The sequence below is a fragment of the Actinoplanes sp. NPDC049681 genome, from assembly GCF_044465265.1.
GTDB lineage: Bacteria > Actinomycetota > Actinomycetes > Mycobacteriales > Micromonosporaceae > Actinoplanes.
The window spans coordinates 542,832-559,490 of record NZ_JBITLP010000005.1 but is presented as its reverse complement, the minus strand read 5'-3'; the positions used below and the strand labels follow the sequence as shown (position 1 = coordinate 559,490).

The following is a 16,659-nucleotide window of genomic DNA, read 5'->3' as shown; positions in this document are numbered from 1 at the left end:
ATGGGCCGGAGCTGGAGATTCGTCGTCGCGTGGCTGTCCGCGGCGGTTGCCGCCGTCACCGTGTCCTGGCTCGGGGTCCGCGTCGGCATCGCGCCCGCGATCACCGACGAGGCGCCGGTGGCGATCGACGTCAACCGCCGGTACACCGAGGTCCGGTTCGGACTGCCCGACCCCACACCGACGCCCGCGGCGCCCCGGCCGAAACCCAGCCGCACGTCGGCCCGTCCGACCCGGCCGCCCACCACCCCGACGCGCACGCGGCCGGCGCCCTCGCGGTCGGCGTCGGTGAGCCCGTCCGCGAGTCCGTCGCCCTCCGCGCCGGATCGCCGACCGCGCTACCGGGTCAACGCCGAGGGTGGGGACGTGATCGTCGCGTACTCGCCGACACGGATCGACGTGGTCGACACCGAGCCGCTGCCGGGCTACGTGGCGAGCATGACCCGGCGCAGCAACACGCTGGTCGTCGTGCGGCTCGCCGGCCCCTCGCACGCCTCGGTCGTCACGGCGTACTGGGACGACGGGCCGGGAGCGCAGATCGTCGAGGAGTACGGCGGCTGAGCGGTCATCCGAGGATCAGCAGGCGCAGGAGCGCCGCGACCCCGATGACCACGATCAGCGCCCGCAGCAGCAGCGGCGGCAGCCGGCGGCCGAACCGGGCCCCGACGATCCCGCCGGCGGTCGCGCCCGCCGCGACGAGCAGCACCGCCGTCCAGTCCGCCGACCCGGGCGACACGATCAGGAAGGTCACCGCGGCGATCGCGTTCACGCCCGTGGTGAGCAGGTTCTTCAGCGCGGTGATCGACTGGAGGTCCTCGGACGTCAGCACGCTCATCAGCCCGACGATCAGCACGCCCTGCGCCGCGCCGAAATAGCCGCCGTAGATGCCGAGCAGGTAGACGCCACCGGCGACGGTCCCGAGCCGGGGCCGGGAGAGCGTCGCCAGCCGGCCGTAGCCCGCCGTGGTGTCCCGCCCGCGGGCGGCACGCCGTTGCAGGGCGGGGCCCCACACCACCATGCACAGGCCGATCGCGATCAGCGCGGGAACGATCGTCCTGAAGGCGTCATCCGGCAGGACGAGCAGCAGGAGCGCGCCGGTGATGCCGCCGAGCACCGCCGCGGGCAGCAGGCTGCGCAGCTCGCGGCGGTGCTCGCCGAGCTCGTGGCGGTAGCCGAAGGTGCCGGTGATGCCGCCGCCGACGAGGCCGATGTTGTTGGACACGTTGGCGACCAGCGGCGGGTATCCGAACAGCAGCAGCGTCGGGAAGGTCACCAGCGTGCCCGAACCGACCACCACATTGATCATCCCTGCCCAGAACCCCGCGACCAGGATCGCCAGCGCCGCCGTCACCTACCCATGATCTCCCCGGCACGCCCGGCCGGTGTTGATGCAGGCGGCGATCCGGCGCATCGTGCGGTCGGTGTTGACGTTGATGAAGTCGTCGTGGTCGGAGAAGGGGTTGTGGTCCTCCTCGGGGAAGGAGTCCAGCGCGTACTGACCCCGCACCTGAACGTCGCGGGGGATGTCGTAGGAGATCGTGATGCGCAGCTGGGGGATGGCCACGAAGGTTGCCGGGCAGGCGCCGGTGGTCCGGTCGGCGAACGCGACGTGGCTGCGGTGGTTGGCGCTGTCGATGTTCTTGCCGTCCCAGCACCCGGGGAAGTCGTGCACGCGCTGCACCCTGCTGCCGGCCGGGCAGATCGGATAGCGGTCGGAGAGCCGGTCCGCGAAGCCGGAGCACGTCCAGGCGGCGCGGGCGTTGGCCGGGCCGCGGCTGGTGGGCTTCGCGTCGCCGGTCAGCGCGCGGAGGAACTTGGGCATGGGCGTCACCTTGCTGGTGGCGTTGCCGCGGTACTCGATGAGCACGGAGGCCGGCCGTACGATGCCGCCGGTGTTGTTGGGCAGTTCGAGGTTGGGCCCCTGCGGGTCCGGCAGGGCTTTCGGGGCCTCGCCGGTCTGCCCGCTCAAGGTGCAGGCAGCGAGTGCGTCGAGGCCCTGCGGCCGGTCGGCGCGGCGGCCGATGGCGGTCGCGATGCGGTCGAGGGCCGCGATGCGCCTGGCCTTGAGCGTTCCCAGGACGGCGTCGCCCTGGCCGCGCGTAGTGACGAGGCGCTCGTCGGCCTCGGAGATCTGCCGGTCCAGCTCCGCCAGGTTCCGGTTCACCTCGTCGAGCGCCTCGGCGGGGATGCCGGGAAGCTTGTCGCGTACGGCCGGGCACTGCACCTGCGGCGTGGCCTTGATGTCGGCGGCGGTGTGGCGCATGGCGGCGTGCATGCCGTCGTAGTTCACGTCGCATTCCACGAGCGACACCATTCCGGTCGTGCGGCCGCCCGCGGCGGCGATGCTCTCGCTGAGCGCCCTGATGAGACGGGCCCGCCGCGTGCGCAAGGAGGCCAGCAAAGCCTCGTTGGCGCGTGCGTCGATGCGTCCGCGGCTCGCCGCCATGCGACCGTTAGCCCAGGCGGTCGCCTGGTCGAGCGAGTGCAGCCCGGCCCGCACCGAGTTCCATGCCCCGACCGGTACGGCGGGCAGCCGGTCCCGCACGCTCGGGCACGCCACTGTGGGCGTGGTGCCGGCGAGCGCCCGGCGTGTGTCGGCCGCGGACCTGACGGACTTGTCGATACGGACGACAGGCCAGAAGTACGAGGACTTGTCGCCGTTTCTGCACGTGGTGCCCGAGGCCTCGAGGTCGGCGTCCGACGAGTTCGCCGTGATCGCCAGATTGCCGACGAAGTCGTGCACGTGCTCGGCGCCGTTCTTGATGCCCGGCTGGGCCACCGGGTTGTCCGGGCTGAACTTGCCGTTGCCGTTGGTGCCGCAGTCCACGACGAAACGGCCCTTCGAGCCGGTGGCACGGGTTCTCGGCGGCGTGACGTTCGCAGCCACCTTCTCGATCGGCACGAACTGGTTCAGCTCGGTGGCCGCGTCCGCGGTCCCCCTGCCGCCGCTGGTCACGAACGTGACGGTCAGAGCTCCGCTTGCGGCGAGCACTGCCATCGCGGTCGCGATCCTGGTCCGGCGTGATGACAGCAGTGCTGCTCGTCCTGGTGTGGTCCGCACGCTGATCCTCCCTGCGGTCGATGCGTCGGCGACCCCGCGTCGGGGCGTCGGGCAGCGGTACGGCGGGCCGATCGCGTGCGGACGGGTCCTCCGGCAATGGTCAGAGGACGGTAAGAATTGCGGTGCCGGTCAGGGAAGCCGCAGCTCCTCCCACGGGATGCGCCGGGTGTGGCGGCGTACGACGTAGCGGGCGAGCTGCTCGACAAGCCACGGTCCGGTGTGCTGGTCGCGCTCGTAGCCGAGCAGGCGCCCCCAGCGGCCGCTGGTGACGATGGCCGCGGTGATCCGCTCGAGGCCGTCCGGGCCGCGCTCGGTCTCGAGGTCGGCGATGCGTCCGAGCGGGTGGCCCTCGCGGTGGCGGACCTCGCGGCCGATGAGGGCGCCGACACGGGGCGGTGGGGGTGCGTCAGCCGGCATGGTCGGCTCCCGGAATGCGGTCGATGAGGTGGTCGCGCAGCCACGTCTCCAGTGGTGCGTCGGGGAGCAGCTCGCGGCGGACGCTGAGGTTCACCGCGCTGTCCACTTTGGCGACGAGGTCGTACGGGATACGCGCCGGTTGTTTGCGGTCGTCCGGGGCGAGGCGGCGGGCGGTGCCGGCCATCCAGGCGCCGAGGCGGCCGCCGATCCGGTCGCCGAGGGCCTGCTGGCCGACCAGCAGCGCGGCGACGTGCAGCGTGCCGTCGGCGGTGGCGGCGAGCTCGATGTCGTCGACCTTGCCGACGGGTTGGCCGTCGCGGTCGAGGATCTGCCGGTCGAGCAGGTCGAGGGCGATGAGCATGTCAGCCGGCTCCCATCCGGGTCACGAGCATGAGCGGGATCGCGGCGAGCGCGGCGGCCACCACGAGGACCAGGTAGACGCTGCCGACGGCGTTGGCGAGGCGGCCGTTGACCCGGTCGCCGAGGTAGCCGCGGTCGTTGGCGACCACCAGGATCGGCAGGTACGTCAGCGGCAGGGCGACCGCGCTGAAGACCAGGGTGTACTCGGTGAGCTGGATCGGGTCGATGGTCGTCATGAGCACGGCGACGCCGACGAGGATGCCCACGATGAGGACGGTGTGGAACCGCGCGGCCCGGCGGGGGCGGCGTAGCTTGCCCCAGGCCCAGCCGAAGTACTGCGCCACGGTGTAGGCGGTGGAGAGGCCGGTCTCCATGGCGGCCCCGAAGGTGGCCGCGAAGAACCCGAGGATCGCGGCGGCGAGCCCGAGCTTCCCCACGGCGAGGGCGACCGGCATGGCCACCTGGGCCAGCGTGTTGACAGAGATTCCCTGCGGCTGGAACACCGTCGCCGACGTGATCATGATCCCGAAGGCGAGCAGGCCGCCGAGCGGGAAGCCGACGAAGACGTTGATCCGGGACCGGATCAGGTCCTTGCTGGTCCAGCGCTCCTCCACGCCTCCGGACGAGAAGAAGAACACCTCGTACGGCGTCAGGGCGGACGCGAACAGGGCGACGGCGACGAACCAGTAGGTACCCCAGTCCTCGCCGCCGGTCGGCCCGGGACGGGTCGCCTGATGCCACAGCTGCGCCGGGTCGGGGCCGAGCTTGACGACGGCCACGATGAACACGATCAGCACCAGGCCGGTGAGGCCGAAGACGTTCTCGAGGACGTCGAACTTGACGCGCCACAGCACGACCCAGAGCACGACGGCCACGACGGGCACCCAGAGCAGGTAGTTCACGCTGGTGGCCAGCTGCAGGGCGAGTCCGACGCCGCCCAGTTCGGCGCCGAGGGTGAGTACGGTGACCAGCAGCGAGCCGGCCAGGTTGGCGAGGGCGACCCGGGGGCCGAGACGCTCCCGGACGAGGTCGAAGACGGGACGGCCGCTGACCGTGGTGACGCGGCCGCTCATCTCGGCGTACGCGCAGATCCCGATCACGCCGACCAGCAGGACCCAGGCGTGGGCGATGCCGAAGCCGGCGCCGGCCTCGGCGTTGGCGACGATGTCGCCGATGTCGACGAAGCCGCCGATGGCGGTGAGGATGCCCAGGGCGACGGCCAGGAATCGCTTCACGCCGCGCCCCAATCCTTCAGCAGCCGGGAGAGGTCCGCGGCGTGGCGGTCGAGCCGGTCGGCGGCGCCGCGCCGCTGGTCGTCGCCCTCGGCCGTGGCCGCGTCGCCGAGGTCCTTGACGGTGTCCCGCAGCAGCGGGGCCAGCCGGTCCCGCATCGCTGTCCCGGCCGGGTCCGGCGGGGGTTCGGCGGCGAGCTGGCGCGCGGCGCCGGCCAGCGCGGTGGAGGCATCGTCGTAGGCGGTGTCCGCGAAGGTGGGGAACACCTGGCCGGCGAGCTGCTGGCGGGCCACCAGGGCGCCGGTGCCGGCCGCATCGTGGGTGGCCTCCGCGACCTGCACCATGGTGCGCCGATAGTCCTCCGGTGCGGTGGGCCCCGAGACCTGGTAGGCCACCCCGGCCCAGAACAGCAGCAGGGCCGTGGCGGCGATTCCCAGGCGGGTCGCTCTCCTCGTGGTCATGACTCGGTGCCCCAGCCCAGCGTCCAGTGCTGTTCGGGCACCTCACCGGCGGCCTCGGCGAAGCTGTGCAGCGCCGCGATCAGATGCTGCCGGGACCGGTCCGGCATGGCCCGCAGGATCTGGCTGATCTCCGCGCGCCGGGCCTGGGTGACCTGCTGGACCAGCCGGTGACCCGCGTCCGTCAGCGAGACCCGGACGGCGCGGCCGTCATCCGGGGAGCGGTCCCGCTGGAGCAGGCCGCGGCGTTGCAGCCGGTCGCAGTGCCGGGTCGCGGTGGAACTGTTGACGCCCAGCAGCGAGGCGAGGTCGGCCATCCGCTGGGGGCCGCGCGACGCCAGCAGCACCAGGGCCCGGTGCTGGGACAGGGTGATGTCGGAGGTGCCGGCGGCCAGCGAGCGTGCCGCGACGCCGACGAGGGCGCGGCTGGCGGTCAGGAAGGCCCCCACCAGGGCGTCGTCGACCTCGGGCTGGGCCGGGTTGGACAGTGTCACGGCCGATACTTGCCCAGGACACGCGTGTCCTATGCACGATCAGGAGGCGGAGCCCGCCGTTTCCGCAGCGTGACGCCGCGTGACCAGCCAGTCCGTCAGCTCCGGGGCCGGCAGCGGGCGGGCGACGAAGTAGCCCTGGATCACGTCGCAGCCGTTCTCGCACAGATATCGGTGGTCGCTCTCGGTCTCCACGCCCTCCGCCACGACGACCAGGTCGAGCGCGCGGCCCAGATGCAGGGCGGCATCGGTGACGGCCCGCTTGCTGCGGTCGCTGGTCAGGTGCTGGACGAAGCTCTTGTCGATCTTCACCTCGTGGATGGGCAGCTCCGCGAGGCGCGCCAGCGAGGAATGGCCGGTACCGAAGTCGTCGATGGAGAGCTTCACGCCGAGCCGGTGCAGGGCGTGCAGGGTGACCATGCTGCGGGCCGGGTCCTGCATGACCGCGCCCTCGGTGATCTCCAGGGTGAGGGCCCCGGCCGGCAACCCGTGGCGCTGGAGCGCCTGCTCGACGTCGTCGGCGAAGGCGGGCTCGGCGAGGGAGAGCGGGGACACGTTGATGGCCATCGAGATGTCGTGCCCGGCCACGCGCCAGGTCGCGCACTCGGCCAGAGCCTTGTCCATCACGTTGAGGGTCAGCGGCCCGATCAACCCGGACCGCTCGGCGAGCTGGATGAACTCGTCCGGCGACACCGGTCCGTCGGAGTGCTCCCACCGGCTCAACGCCTCGACACCGATGACCGCCCCCGTGACCGCGGAGATCTTCGGCTGGTACACGACGTCCAGCTCCCCGTTCTCGACGGCCGCCCGGAGCGCGCCCATGAGCCGCAGCCGGCGAGGGGTGTGCCGGTCGTCCTCGGGCCGGTAGATGCGTACGCCGCTGCGGGCGTCCTTGGCGGCGTGCAGGGCGACATCGGCACGCTGGAGCAGCCGCTCGGCGTCGTGACCGTGGTCGGGGGCGTACGCCACACCGATGCTGGCCTGCGCGGAGATGGCGACGTCGTCGATGTCGACGGGGCGTTCGAGCACCTCGCGGACCCGGTGCGCCACCGCCAGGACGTCCGCCGGCGTCGCGGCGTGGGTGACCAGAAGGGCGAACCCGTCGCCGCCGGCGCGCGCCACCATGTACTGCCCGCCGAGCTCGCCACGGAGCCGGCTGCCCACCTCGCGCAGCACCCGGTCGCCGACGTCGTGACCCAGACCCGCGTTGATGTCCTTGAAGCGGTCCAGCGCGAGCAGGAGCACACTGACCCGCCGGGTGGTGCTTCGCGCGGCGTCGAGCGTCTCCTGCAGGTCGGTGACGAACCGGCGCCGGTTCGGTAGCTCGGTCAGGGCGTCGGTCAAGCCGGTGTGCCGCAGCATCTCCACCAGCCGGGCGTTGCGCAGTGCCACCCCGGCGTGGCGGGCCAGCGCCTCGAGCAGCCGGAGTTGATCGGAGGTGAAGGGCGGCACCTCGGGCAGGCGTCCGGCGACGAGGAGGACCGCGCCGACGTCGTCGAGGTCGAGGGGAACCGCCATGGCGTTCTCGCCCCGGATCGGCCTTCCCGATGCGGCGGGACGCCACCAATGGTCGCCGGCGACGCCGACGACGTCCCGGCGGAACCGGTCGCGGCCGGTCACCCGCAGGCGTACGGCCCTGTCGCCCTGCAGGAGCAGGAGCTCGGCGGTCTCGACCCGGACCAGGTCGCGGACCCGGCCGAGCGCCACCCGGGTGACCTCCGTGGCGTCCCGGGCGCCGGTGACCGCCTGCGTGAAGTCGTAGAGCGCCTCCACCTGGGCGTGGCCCTGGGTCTGCCGGGCATAGCGCTGGAAGACCCGGTACACGGCGAAGGCGAGGACGGCGAGGAGCCCGGCGGCGGGTGCCCGGTCGTGCACCACCACCGCGGTCACCAGGCCCATCGTCGTCGTCACCGCCACCAGCGGCAGCTGCAGCAGGCCGCGGATGTCCGCCCGCAGCAGATCACGCCACCGCCGGCTGTCGTCCTGCAGGGCGATGACGGCGGTGATCAGGACGATGGACACGAGGTCCGAGGCGAAGGTGGCCCCGTACACGGCGAGCCATCCCACCGGCCCCAGCGGGTCTGCCGCACCGGCGGCGAGGTGGAACACCACGCCGGCCACGGTCGCCTGGGTGGCGAAGAGGCAGGTGTTGAACGCCAGCTTGGCGCCCCGCTGGCGGCGGAAGGTCGCCAGGCCCGGAAGCCCGCCGGCGATCCGCGCGGCGACCAGCAGCGCGGGGTGCACCATGATCAGCCCCAGCACCAGCGGGATCTCGCTGAGGCTGATGTTGTGGTAGCCGCGCCGGACCGGGAGGCTCACGACGAACTTGTCCGTGACGGCGAACAGCACGGTGAGGGCCGCGAGGGTGACGAGGTGGCCTTCGAGGGTCGGCACGCCGCCGGCCAGCCAGACCATCTGGCCGGCCAGGCAGACGGTGGCGAGGAGCACCGTGAGGGCGCCCACGCGGGTCGGCCGCAACCGCATGGGAACCTCCTTGTCCGGCCTACTACTACCTTCTATCGGCGTCGTGCGGGGGGATTGTGAGGAAAGCCGTCAGGCCCAGCTGCGGCCGGCCCAGGACCGCCCGCACCAGGTGCCGGCGGCCCAGGAGCGCCCCGCCCAGGACCGTCCGGCCCAGGACCGTCCGGCCCAGGACCGCCCTTCCCAGCCGGAACCGGCCCAGGAACGTCCGGCCCAGTTGGCGCCGGTCCAGGGCGCCGGGCTCCACGTCTTCGCCGCCCACGACTCACCCTTGAAGGCGCCGCCGGTCCAGACGGACCCGTTCCAGGAGCCGGACTTCCAGGCCTTGCCGTCCTTGGCCTCGTGCGACCACTTCCTCGGGTTCCAGGCGGCGCCGAAGATGTCCGTCTCGCCGCGCAGCGAGATCCCCGTGAGACCGTCGACCACGTGATTCGTGCCGCGGGAGCCTTCCAGCGAGCCGAGGCCCGTCGCGGCCGGGAAGTCCTGGGCCGAGTCCTTGTCGGGGAGCAGGGTCGCCGCCTCGGCGATGTCGAGCTGTCCGGCGCCGGCCGCGACCGGATCCGCACCGGGCAGCGGGTCCGCGGACCGGACGAGGAGGCTCTTGACCTGGTCGGGGGTCAGCGACGGGCGCTGCTGCAGCAGCAGCGCCACCGACCCGGAAACGACCGCGGCGGCCTGCGACGTACCGCTGCCCCGGAAGAATCGCTCCTCGCCCCCGGCGTCGGCGACGCGCGCCGACGGGTATTCGGTGTCGACGTACGAGCCGGGGTCACGCAGGGAGATCACGGACCGCCCGGTGGCGATCAGGTCGGCGTGCCGGCTGGTGCTTCCGCGGCTGCTGAACGTCGCCACGGTGTCGTCGGTTCGCGTGCTCGTGCCGGCCGCGTCGGCGGCGCCCACCGCGATGACGTACGGGTTGGCCGCCGGCATGGTCAAGCGCGGCGCCGCGGCGCCGTCGTTGCCCGCCGAGACCACCACGACGATGCCCTTGCGCCATGCCGCCTCGACCGCGTACGACAGCGGATCCAGCGCCGCGTCCTGGGCGGAGTCCGTACCGAAGGACAGGTTGAGCACCCGGATGTTGAGCCCGGGGTCGTCCCGGTGCGCGACCACCCAGTCGATCGCCGCGATGACCTGCGAGACGTCGCTGGCGCCGTCCGCGGTGGCCACCTTCAGGCTGATCAGGTGCGCTCCGGGAGCCAATCCGTCGAAGCGGGGCGTCCCGTCCGGGGTCGCCGGGTCGCTGCCCGCGATGATGCCGGCCATGTGGGTGCCGTGACCGTAGGTGTCCAGGTTGGCGAGGTCGGGGTCCTGGGACTCGAAGGACAGGTCCGGGCCGTTGATCACCTTGCCCGGCTGGTCCAGGCCCCGGACCGGCGCCACGCCGGAGTCGATCAGGGCCACGCCGACCCCCGCACCGGTCAGCGCCGCCACGTCGACGAGCTTGCTCGTCTTCTTGGCGCCGGCCGCCTTCTTGATGGCGTCGACCGGCGCGTTCTTCCCGCCGTCGTCGAGCCACTTGTCCGCCTTGAGGCGTACCGCGCTGTCGACCGTGACCCCCGTCACGCCAGGCGTGGCCCGCAGGGCCGGCAGTGCCGCCGGCGCGACGTGGCCGGCGAAGCCGGAGATGAGATCGAGCGGCCGGTCGACGGTGCCCCCGGCGGCCCGCACGGCCGCCTGCGCCCGTGCGGAGTCCTGCACCGATCCGGTACGCACGATGACGGAGACGGGCGTGGCGGGGCCGCTGGCGGCGGCGGCCGGCGTCGCGACCCCGAGGAGGCCGGCGACGGTCAGGGGTCCGGCCAGCAATGCGGCCGCTCGCCACGTCCGTCCTGCTCGACTCACCATGTCGCTCCTTGCGGGAACGGGCCCTCCTGGTCCGGGCCGCCTCGTTCGCGTCATCGTCCGCCGGGCGCCGCCGCTGGACCGGATTGAGCTCATCTTGAGCTGATCTCCATGTCCCGCTGAACCGCGGCGTGCCGCCTCCTCCGAACGGTGATCAACTGGTTCCGACTTGGCGGTAAAAGAGGCGATTTCGCGGGTGTCGCGGGGGTTCGTACGTGAATAGGTTCGTCCTTCCCTGCCGGGCGAGGATGCGCGCCGGGCCGTGTACGCCAGGAGGATCCGATGTCGCTCAGCCCTCGCCTGTCCGGGGCCGTTGCGGGAGCCTTGATACTGGCCACGTCGCTGATCGCGCCCGCCGGTGCCCAGGCCGCCCCGGTGGCCGTCGGCGCCGCCGTGGCTCCCGACTCGACCAGTGAGCAGGAGATGCAGCGCGTCGACCGCGTGCCGGCCCCCGACCTCGCCTGGTTCAAGTGCTACGGGAAGGCGCAGTGCGCCACCGCGCACCTGCCCCTGGACTACGACGACCCGGACGGCCCGACCGTCGAGATCGCCGTCGTGCGGGTCCCGGCCCGCAAGCCGGCCGCCCGCATCGGCAGCCTCTTCGTCAATCCCGGCGGGCCGGGCGGCTCCGGCACCGACATGGCGGCGTTGGCGCCGGAATTCCTCAGCGACACCGTTCTCGACCGGTTCGACATCGTCGGATTCGACCCGCGCGGCGTGGGTGCGAGCGACAACCTCAAGTGCTTCTCCTCGACCCGGGACCAGGCCGTCGCGCTCGCACGGATGAACTCCTTCTTCCCGTACGGGGAGAAGGAGGAGGCCGGCTACGTGAGGTCGGCCCAGACCGTCGGCCGCGCGTGCTCCACCACCGGCGCGGAGCTGGCCGGGGCCATGTCCACCGCCGAAGCGGCCCGCGACATGGACGTGCTGCGGCGCACCCTCGGCGACGCGAAGCTCAGCTACCTGGGCTTCAGCTACGGCACGGCGCTCGGGCAGTACTACGCGAACATGTTCCCCGACCGTGTCCGCGCCCTCGCCCTGGACGGCGTGATCGACCCGGTGTCCTGGGTGGGTACCGAGACGACGGGCGGCCGGCTGCAGGACGATCGCCTGCGCTCGGCCGACGGCGCGTACCGCGCGCTGCGGAAGCTGCTCGAACGCTGCGACAAGGCCGGGACGAAGCGGTGCGAGTTCGCGGCCGGCAACCCCGAGAAGCACTTCGCCACGATCGCCCGGCGGCTGCGGGCGAAGCCCCTCGTGCTGGGCAAGGACCCGGTCAACGGCACGGTCCGCCTGACGTACGCGACCTTCATCGGCCTGACGCTCAGCCTGCTCTACACCCCCGTCGCGGGTGAGCTGGTGACCAGTGTGGCCGCCCAGGTGGCGGACATGCAGGAGCACCCGGCCGGCAAGGCGCGGCTGCGCGCGGCCACCCGGCAGTCCCTGCTCGAGCGCGTGACCCGGCTGCGGGCCCCGGCGCGCGACTTCCCGTACGACAACTCCCTCGAAGCGTTCGCCGGCGTGATGTGCACCGACGGCCTGCACCCCGCGGACGCGGCGAGCTGGCCGGCCCTGACCGCGGCGGCCGACCGGCGCGCACCCTACTTCGGGCGGGCGTGGGGCTGGGGCAGCGTCCAGTGCGCCACCGACACCTGGACCGCGCAGGACGAGGACGCCTACACGGGCCCGTTCAACCGGGTCACCAGCGCACCCGTGCTGTTCGTCGGCAACTACTGGGACCCGGCGACCAACTACCGGCAGGCGGTCTCGTCGGCGCAGCGCCTGCCCAACAGCCGGCTGCTGACCAGCGACAACTGGGGGCACACCGCGTACGGCACCTCGACCTGCGTCACCCGTGCCGTCGACGCGTACCTGCTGCGCGTCGCCCTTCCGCCGGCCGGCACGCTGTGCCGGTCACCGCTCCAGCCGTTCACCGGCAGCCTCGTGTTCGGTGGCGGGTTCTCCGCCGGCCGCAGCTTCGCCGCCGGCACCGGATCGGAGCCGGGCCGCCCCAAGCAGCTGCCCCCGGTCGCCGGCCCGTACGGCACCCTGCGCGGCGCGTAAACCGGCTGCGGACGAGGCGGGTTCCGGCTTAGGGTGCCGGATGCCTTCCCGCCTGTCCGCGCTCTGCTTCCGTGCGAGCTCCCCGCCGCGATTGACCCGGTTCTGGTCCGAAGTGCTCGGCTGGGAGATCGCCGGTGCCGACCTACTTCCCGCCGACGACACCGGCTTCCGGATCCGGTTCCTGCCGGCCGGGGGACCGAAGGCCGGCAGGAACCGGATCCACTTCGATCTGACGAGCACGTCCGCGCAGGACCAGCAGCGGACGGTCGCCCGGGCTCTCGAGCTCGGCGCTCAGCACATCGACGTCGGCCAGCGCCCCGAGGAGGGGCACGTCGTGCTCGCCGACCCGGAGGGCAACGAGTTCTGCGTCATCGAGCCGGGCAACGGGTTCCTCGCCGACTGCGGGTTCATCGGCGCGTTGTCCTGCGACGGCTCGCAGCAGGTGGGGTACTTCTGGAGCGAGGCGCTGGGGTGGCCGCTGGTCTGGGATCAGGACCAGGAGACCGCGATCCGCTCGCCGCACGGCGGCCCGAAGATCACCTGGGGTGGTCCGCCGCTGATGCCGGCGATCGGCCCGAACCGGTTGTTCTTCGAGCTCACCGCCGGGCCGTCCGAGGTCGACCGGCTGATCGCCCTCGGCGCCACCCTGAGCGAGGACGACGAGGACGGCGGCGTGCTGATGGCGGATCCGGACGGCAACGAGTTCCGGCTGACGCCGTAGGGAGCGGTCACCGGTCCGTGGCGAGGTCGATCTCGAACCAGACCGCCTTGCCGGGCGGGTGCAGGCGGTGGCCCCAGCGGCTGCTCATGGCGTCGACGAGCCACACCCCGCGGCCACCGCGGTGGCTGAAGTCGGGCCGGGTGAGGGCGGGTGGGGTGGCGCTGGAGTCGTACACCTCGACGCGCAGGCGGTGGGCGTCGAGGTCGACGTGGATCCCCAGCGGTGGCGGGGCGTGGCGGACGGCGTTGGTGATCAGCTCACTCGTCAGCAGCTTCGCCCGGTCCGTGAGGCGGCCGTGCAGCTGCCACGCGGCGAGGTGTTCGGTGAGGAAGCGGCGGCCTTGAGCGGCCGCGGCGTCGGCGGCGAGCAGGGGGGCCAGGACGGCCGTGCGGATGCCGGCCGGGGGTCTTCGGTACGGGACTGACGGGCCTGGACGGCGCGACATCTGGCTTCCCGAGACAGAACGCAACAATGAGCGTCATTGCCTCGCGGGCGCTCAAAGGGCGCTGCCGGATGGGGCCGCGCACGCCCCCAGTGTCCCAGACGGAGGCGGCCGGGAACATCGACCGGCCCGGTGGTGTCGGCACACCGACTCGCGCCGCCACGAAGGATCATGCGAGAGGGCTCAGCGTGACGGCGAAGCGGTAGCTCCGGCCGGCCGGCAGCTGGTCCCCGGGGGCGACGCCCGGACCGCACGACGCCGAACCCAGGCCGTTCTGGGCCAGGTCCGCGTTGACGAAGACCTGGTCGCGGGGCCGCAGATCGTACGGGTGGCCGGCCGCGTCGAGGTCCTCGCTGGTCCACCGCCGTACGGTCAGGTCGAACGTCGGCTCGCCGTCGATGCGCATCCCTGGGCCGCCCGGTCCGGTGATGCGCGCCCATCGCACGGCGGTGCGGTTGCCGTTCTCCTGGGGGAACACGTACGGGGTCTGCATGTCGTCGATCCGCCGGGTGTACCGGCCGATCCGGGCGGCCTGCCGGCTGTCGGCGTACGCCTCGCCCGGGCCGCCGCCGAACCACTCCACCTCGCCGAGCCGGGCCGGCGCCGCCAGCCGGAGGCCGACCCGGGGCAGGACGCCTTCCCACGCACCCACCGGCTCCGTCGTGACGTGGACGGTCAGGCGGTCATCGTGCGCGGTCCATCGGTACGTGGTCAGCACGGCCAGGTCGGTGGCCGCCGGTGCGACGCGCGTGCGCACGACGTACGCGTCGCCGTCGATCCCCGCGGTGATCAGCCGATGCTGCAGCCGGTGCAGCCCGATCCGGCGCCATCCGGGGCCGACGGCGTGCCGGACCGCGCGTGGCGGCTCGTCGTTGGCGGTGGGCGCCCGCCACAGGTCGAGCCGGGGGCCGGTCACCGGCAGGTCGCCGAGCCGGACCAGCAGGCCGGTGCGCGGATCGAAAGCCCCGGACCCCAGCTCGACCAGGTCCTCGCGGGACTGTGGACGCCGAGCCGTGCGGTGCACGGCTGCCGGCGGGGAGGGATGCCACGGCGCCTGAACCCAGGCGATCTCGTGTCCGGCCGGGGCCCACGGCTGGTCTGCGGCGAGCACCGCCCGTACCGTGAGCAGGCCTTCGCCCGGCGGTGCCGGCAGCGCGACGGTGGCCCCGGCCCCGGCGGCGAGGACCGGCACGTCCAGGCGCCCGCCGGCGACCGGTACGCCCTCGTGCGCCAGCTGCCACTCGTACGTCAGGTGGGCGGTGTCGCGGACGTCGTACCGGTTCTCCACGGTGGCCGTGGCCGCGGCCGGGTCGACGGTGATCCGTACCGGTTCGAAGACCTTCTTGAGCTCGATCAGCCCGGGGGACGGGGTGCGGTCGGGGAAGACCAGGCCGTCGGCGATGAAGGTGCCGTCGTGCAGCGGCTCGCCGAAGTCACCGCCGTAGGCGAAGAAGTCACCGGTGCCGTCCGGGCGTGGGCGCCGCACCGCCTGGTCGATCCACTCCCAGACGAAACCGCCCTGACATCGCGGGTACGTGTCGAACAGCGCCTGGTACTCCGCGAGCCGGCCGGGGCCGTTGCCCATCGCATGCGCGTACTCGCAGAGGATGAAGGGGAGTTGCCTCCGGTGGTCGTCGGCGGACGGGTCGCGGGTGGGCGGTTCCTCCCGCTGCCCGATCACGGCGACCTCGGCGGGGTCGGCGTACATCCGGCTGTAGCAGTCGGTGTAGGCGCTGTCCCGGTCGCCCTCGTAGTGGATCATCCGGCCGGGGTCACGGTCGCGGATCCACCGGGCCATCGCCGCCAGGTTGCGCCCGGTGCCGGCCTCGTTCCCCAGCGACCAGGCGATGACGCTGGGATGGTTCTTGTCGCGCTCCACCATCCGCCGGGCGCGGTCGAGCAACGCCGGCTCCCACCGCGGGTCGTCACTCGGGTTGTCCCGCCACCCGACCACGGAGAAGCCGTGCGTCTCCACGTCGCACTCGTCGATCACCCACATGCCGAGCTCGTCGCAGAGCCCCAGGAACTCCGCCGCCGGCGGGTAGTGGCTGGTACGGACGGCGTTGATGTTGTGCTGCTTCATGAGCAGCAGGTCCTCGCGCATGACGTCCACCGTCAGGGCCCGCCCGGTGTCCGGGTGCCACTCGTGCCGGTTGACCCCGCGCAGCGACAGGGGCGTGCCGTTGACGGCCCACCGGCCGTCGACCATCGCGACGGTCCGGAAGCCGACCATGAGCTCGACCCGTTCGGTGGCGGTGTACACCTCGGCCCGGTACAGGGCGGGGCTTTCGGCGGACCACGGCCGCACGCCGCCGACCTCGTGCGGCCCGGCCGCGTCCACATCGACCAGTCCCAGCTCGGCGACGGTGAGCCGGGCCGGCGCCGGGGTGTCGACGCGCAGCACACCGCGGCCGGTGAGGTGGTCGAAGCCGGCGTGCACCCCGATGTCGCCGAGCCCACCGGACGGCCTCGCCAGCAACCGGACCGGCCGGAAGATGCCCGACAGCCACCACGTGTCCTGGTCCTCGAGGTAGCTGCCGGCGGACCACTGGTGCACCCGGACCGCGAGCACGTTGCGGCCCGGCCGCAGCACCGGCCCGGCCGGGAACTCGGCAGGTAGCCGGCTGCCCTTGGCGTGGCCCAGTTCCACCCCGTTGAGCCAGACCTTGTAGCAGGAGTCGACCCCGTCGAAGCGCACCACCGCCGGTCCGGCCGGCCAGTCCGCGGGCAGCTCGAACGCCATCCGGTAATCACCGGTCGGGTTCTGGTCGGGCACGTACGGCGGGTCGACCGGGAACGGGTAGTGCACGTTGGTGTACGCCGGGGCGCCGTACCCGTGCAGCTGCCAGTGGGAGGGCACCGGCAGCCGGTCCCACCGCCCGTCGTCGAAGCCGGGCTGCTCGAACCCGTCGCCGGTCCCGTCCGCCGTCGGCATCAGCCGGAACCGCCACACCCCGTCGAGGGTCAGTTGCGCCGCGTCGGAGGTGAACGCGGCCCGCGGCGGGCACATCCCCGCTCCGGGTCCGACGTCGTCGTGGTATCGAGCCGCCATGGTCGCACCGTAACGCGGGCGACGGGCCGCGCGTAAAC

General features: G+C 72.9%; 14 protein-coding genes. 3 read left to right on the top strand and 11 right to left on the bottom strand.

Annotation, left to right across the window (positions count from 1 at the left end):
* Positions 1 to 558, top strand: coding sequence for a hypothetical protein (locus ACIBO8_RS20815; RefSeq protein WP_396116906.1), 558 nt, complete (start codon positions 1 to 3; stop codon positions 556 to 558).
* A gap of 4 nt (positions 559 to 562) precedes the next feature.
* Here the strand turns inward: ACIBO8_RS20815 and ACIBO8_RS20810 are convergent, their stop codons facing one another.
* The 9 genes from ACIBO8_RS20810 to ACIBO8_RS20770 form a co-directional block, all read right to left on the bottom strand.
* A complete protein-coding gene (locus ACIBO8_RS20810) occupies positions 563 to 1,348 on the bottom strand; it encodes a sulfite exporter TauE/SafE family protein (RefSeq protein WP_396116905.1) in 786 nt (261 codons plus the stop codon).
* Positions 1,349 to 2,995, bottom strand: a complete 1,647-nt coding sequence (locus ACIBO8_RS20805; protein WP_396116904.1) for a DUF1996 domain-containing protein — start codon at positions 2,993 to 2,995, stop codon at positions 1,349 to 1,351.
* A gap of 192 nt (positions 2,996 to 3,187) precedes the next feature.
* The gene (locus tag ACIBO8_RS20800) at positions 3,188 to 3,475 is read right to left on the bottom strand and encodes a PRC-barrel domain-containing protein (RefSeq protein ID WP_396116903.1); all 288 of its coding nucleotides are present in this window, start codon (positions 3,473 to 3,475) and stop codon (positions 3,188 to 3,190) included.
* Entirely contained in the window at positions 3,465 to 3,836 is a 372-nt protein-coding gene (locus ACIBO8_RS20795) for a hypothetical protein (RefSeq protein ID WP_396116901.1), read from the bottom strand. Before ACIBO8_RS20795 ends, ACIBO8_RS20800 begins: the two co-directional genes overlap by 11 nt.
* Position 3,837: 1 nt before the next feature.
* Positions 3,838 to 5,070: an NRAMP family divalent metal transporter gene (locus ACIBO8_RS20790; RefSeq protein ID WP_396116900.1), complete on the bottom strand. Its 1,233-nt coding sequence runs from the start codon at positions 5,068 to 5,070 to the stop codon at positions 3,838 to 3,840.
* Positions 5,067 to 5,528: a hypothetical protein gene (locus ACIBO8_RS20785; RefSeq protein ID WP_396116899.1), complete on the bottom strand. Its 462-nt coding sequence runs from the start codon at positions 5,526 to 5,528 to the stop codon at positions 5,067 to 5,069. The genes ACIBO8_RS20790 and ACIBO8_RS20785 overlap by 4 nt, the downstream gene beginning before the upstream one ends.
* Entirely contained in the window at positions 5,525 to 6,019 is a 495-nt protein-coding gene (locus tag ACIBO8_RS20780; RefSeq protein WP_396116898.1) for a MarR family winged helix-turn-helix transcriptional regulator, read from the bottom strand. The genes ACIBO8_RS20785 and ACIBO8_RS20780 overlap by 4 nt, the downstream gene beginning before the upstream one ends.
* Positions 6,020 to 6,058: 39 nt before the next feature.
* The gene (locus tag ACIBO8_RS20775) at positions 6,059 to 8,500 is read right to left on the bottom strand and encodes a putative bifunctional diguanylate cyclase/phosphodiesterase (protein ID WP_396116897.1); all 2,442 of its coding nucleotides are present in this window, start codon (positions 8,498 to 8,500) and stop codon (positions 6,059 to 6,061) included.
* A 69-nt stretch (positions 8,501 to 8,569) separates the two neighbouring features.
* The gene (locus tag ACIBO8_RS20770) at positions 8,570 to 10,345 is read right to left on the bottom strand and encodes a S8 family serine peptidase (protein ID WP_396116896.1); all 1,776 of its coding nucleotides are present in this window, start codon (positions 10,343 to 10,345) and stop codon (positions 8,570 to 8,572) included.
* Positions 10,346 to 10,624: 279 nt separating this feature from the next.
* On the opposite strand from ACIBO8_RS20770, the gene ACIBO8_RS20765 reads away from it, so the two are divergent.
* Positions 10,625 to 12,406, top strand: coding sequence for an alpha/beta hydrolase (locus ACIBO8_RS20765; RefSeq protein ID WP_396116895.1), 1,782 nt, complete (start codon positions 10,625 to 10,627; stop codon positions 12,404 to 12,406).
* Positions 12,407 to 12,446: 40 nt separating this feature from the next.
* Positions 12,447 to 13,127 carry a VOC family protein gene (locus ACIBO8_RS20760; protein WP_396116894.1) on the top strand — a complete coding sequence of 227 codons (681 nt, stop codon included), beginning with the start codon at positions 12,447 to 12,449 and terminating at the stop codon, positions 13,125 to 13,127.
* A 7-nt stretch (positions 13,128 to 13,134) separates the two neighbouring features.
* On the opposite strand, the gene ACIBO8_RS20755 is transcribed toward ACIBO8_RS20760, so the two are convergent.
* Positions 13,135 to 13,572: an ATP-binding protein gene (locus ACIBO8_RS20755; protein WP_396116893.1), complete on the bottom strand. Its 438-nt coding sequence runs from the start codon at positions 13,570 to 13,572 to the stop codon at positions 13,135 to 13,137.
* A gap of 166 nt (positions 13,573 to 13,738) precedes the next feature.
* Positions 13,739 to 16,621, bottom strand: a complete 2,883-nt coding sequence (locus ACIBO8_RS20750) for a glycoside hydrolase family 2 TIM barrel-domain containing protein (RefSeq protein WP_396116892.1) — start codon at positions 16,619 to 16,621, stop codon at positions 13,739 to 13,741.
* Between the last annotated feature and the right edge of the window lie 38 nt (positions 16,622 to 16,659).

What these genes read in the sequence shown, in the direction of transcription:
- ACIBO8_RS20805 (WP_396116904.1), bottom strand. Translation starts at nt 2,995, where the DNA reads ATGGCAGTGCTCGCCGCAAGCGGAGCTCTGACCGTCACGTTCGTGACC.
- ACIBO8_RS20795 (WP_396116901.1), bottom strand. Translation starts at nt 3,836, where the DNA reads ATGCTCATCGCCCTCGACCTGCTCGACCGGCAGATCCTCGACCGCGAC.
- ACIBO8_RS20765 (WP_396116895.1), top strand. Translation starts at nt 10,625, where the DNA reads ATGTCGCTCAGCCCTCGCCTGTCCGGGGCCGTTGCGGGAGCCTTGATA.
- ACIBO8_RS20785 (WP_396116899.1), bottom strand. Translation starts at nt 5,528, where the DNA reads ATGACCACGAGGAGAGCGACCCGCCTGGGAATCGCCGCCACGGCCCTG.
- ACIBO8_RS20800 (WP_396116903.1), bottom strand. Translation starts at nt 3,475, where the DNA reads ATGCCGGCTGACGCACCCCCACCGCCCCGTGTCGGCGCCCTCATCGGC.
- ACIBO8_RS20775 (WP_396116897.1), bottom strand. Translation starts at nt 8,500, where the DNA reads ATGCGGTTGCGGCCGACCCGCGTGGGCGCCCTCACGGTGCTCCTCGCC.
- ACIBO8_RS20770 (WP_396116896.1), bottom strand. Translation starts at nt 10,345, where the DNA reads ATGGTGAGTCGAGCAGGACGGACGTGGCGAGCGGCCGCATTGCTGGCC.
- ACIBO8_RS20750 (WP_396116892.1), bottom strand. Translation starts at nt 16,621, where the DNA reads ATGGCGGCTCGATACCACGACGACGTCGGACCCGGAGCGGGGATGTGC.
- ACIBO8_RS20760 (WP_396116894.1), top strand. Translation starts at nt 12,447, where the DNA reads ATGCCTTCCCGCCTGTCCGCGCTCTGCTTCCGTGCGAGCTCCCCGCCG.
- ACIBO8_RS20815 (WP_396116906.1), top strand. Translation starts at nt 1, where the DNA reads ATGGGCCGGAGCTGGAGATTCGTCGTCGCGTGGCTGTCCGCGGCGGTT.
- ACIBO8_RS20755 (WP_396116893.1), bottom strand. Translation starts at nt 13,572, where the DNA reads ATGTCGCGCCGTCCAGGCCCGTCAGTCCCGTACCGAAGACCCCCGGCC.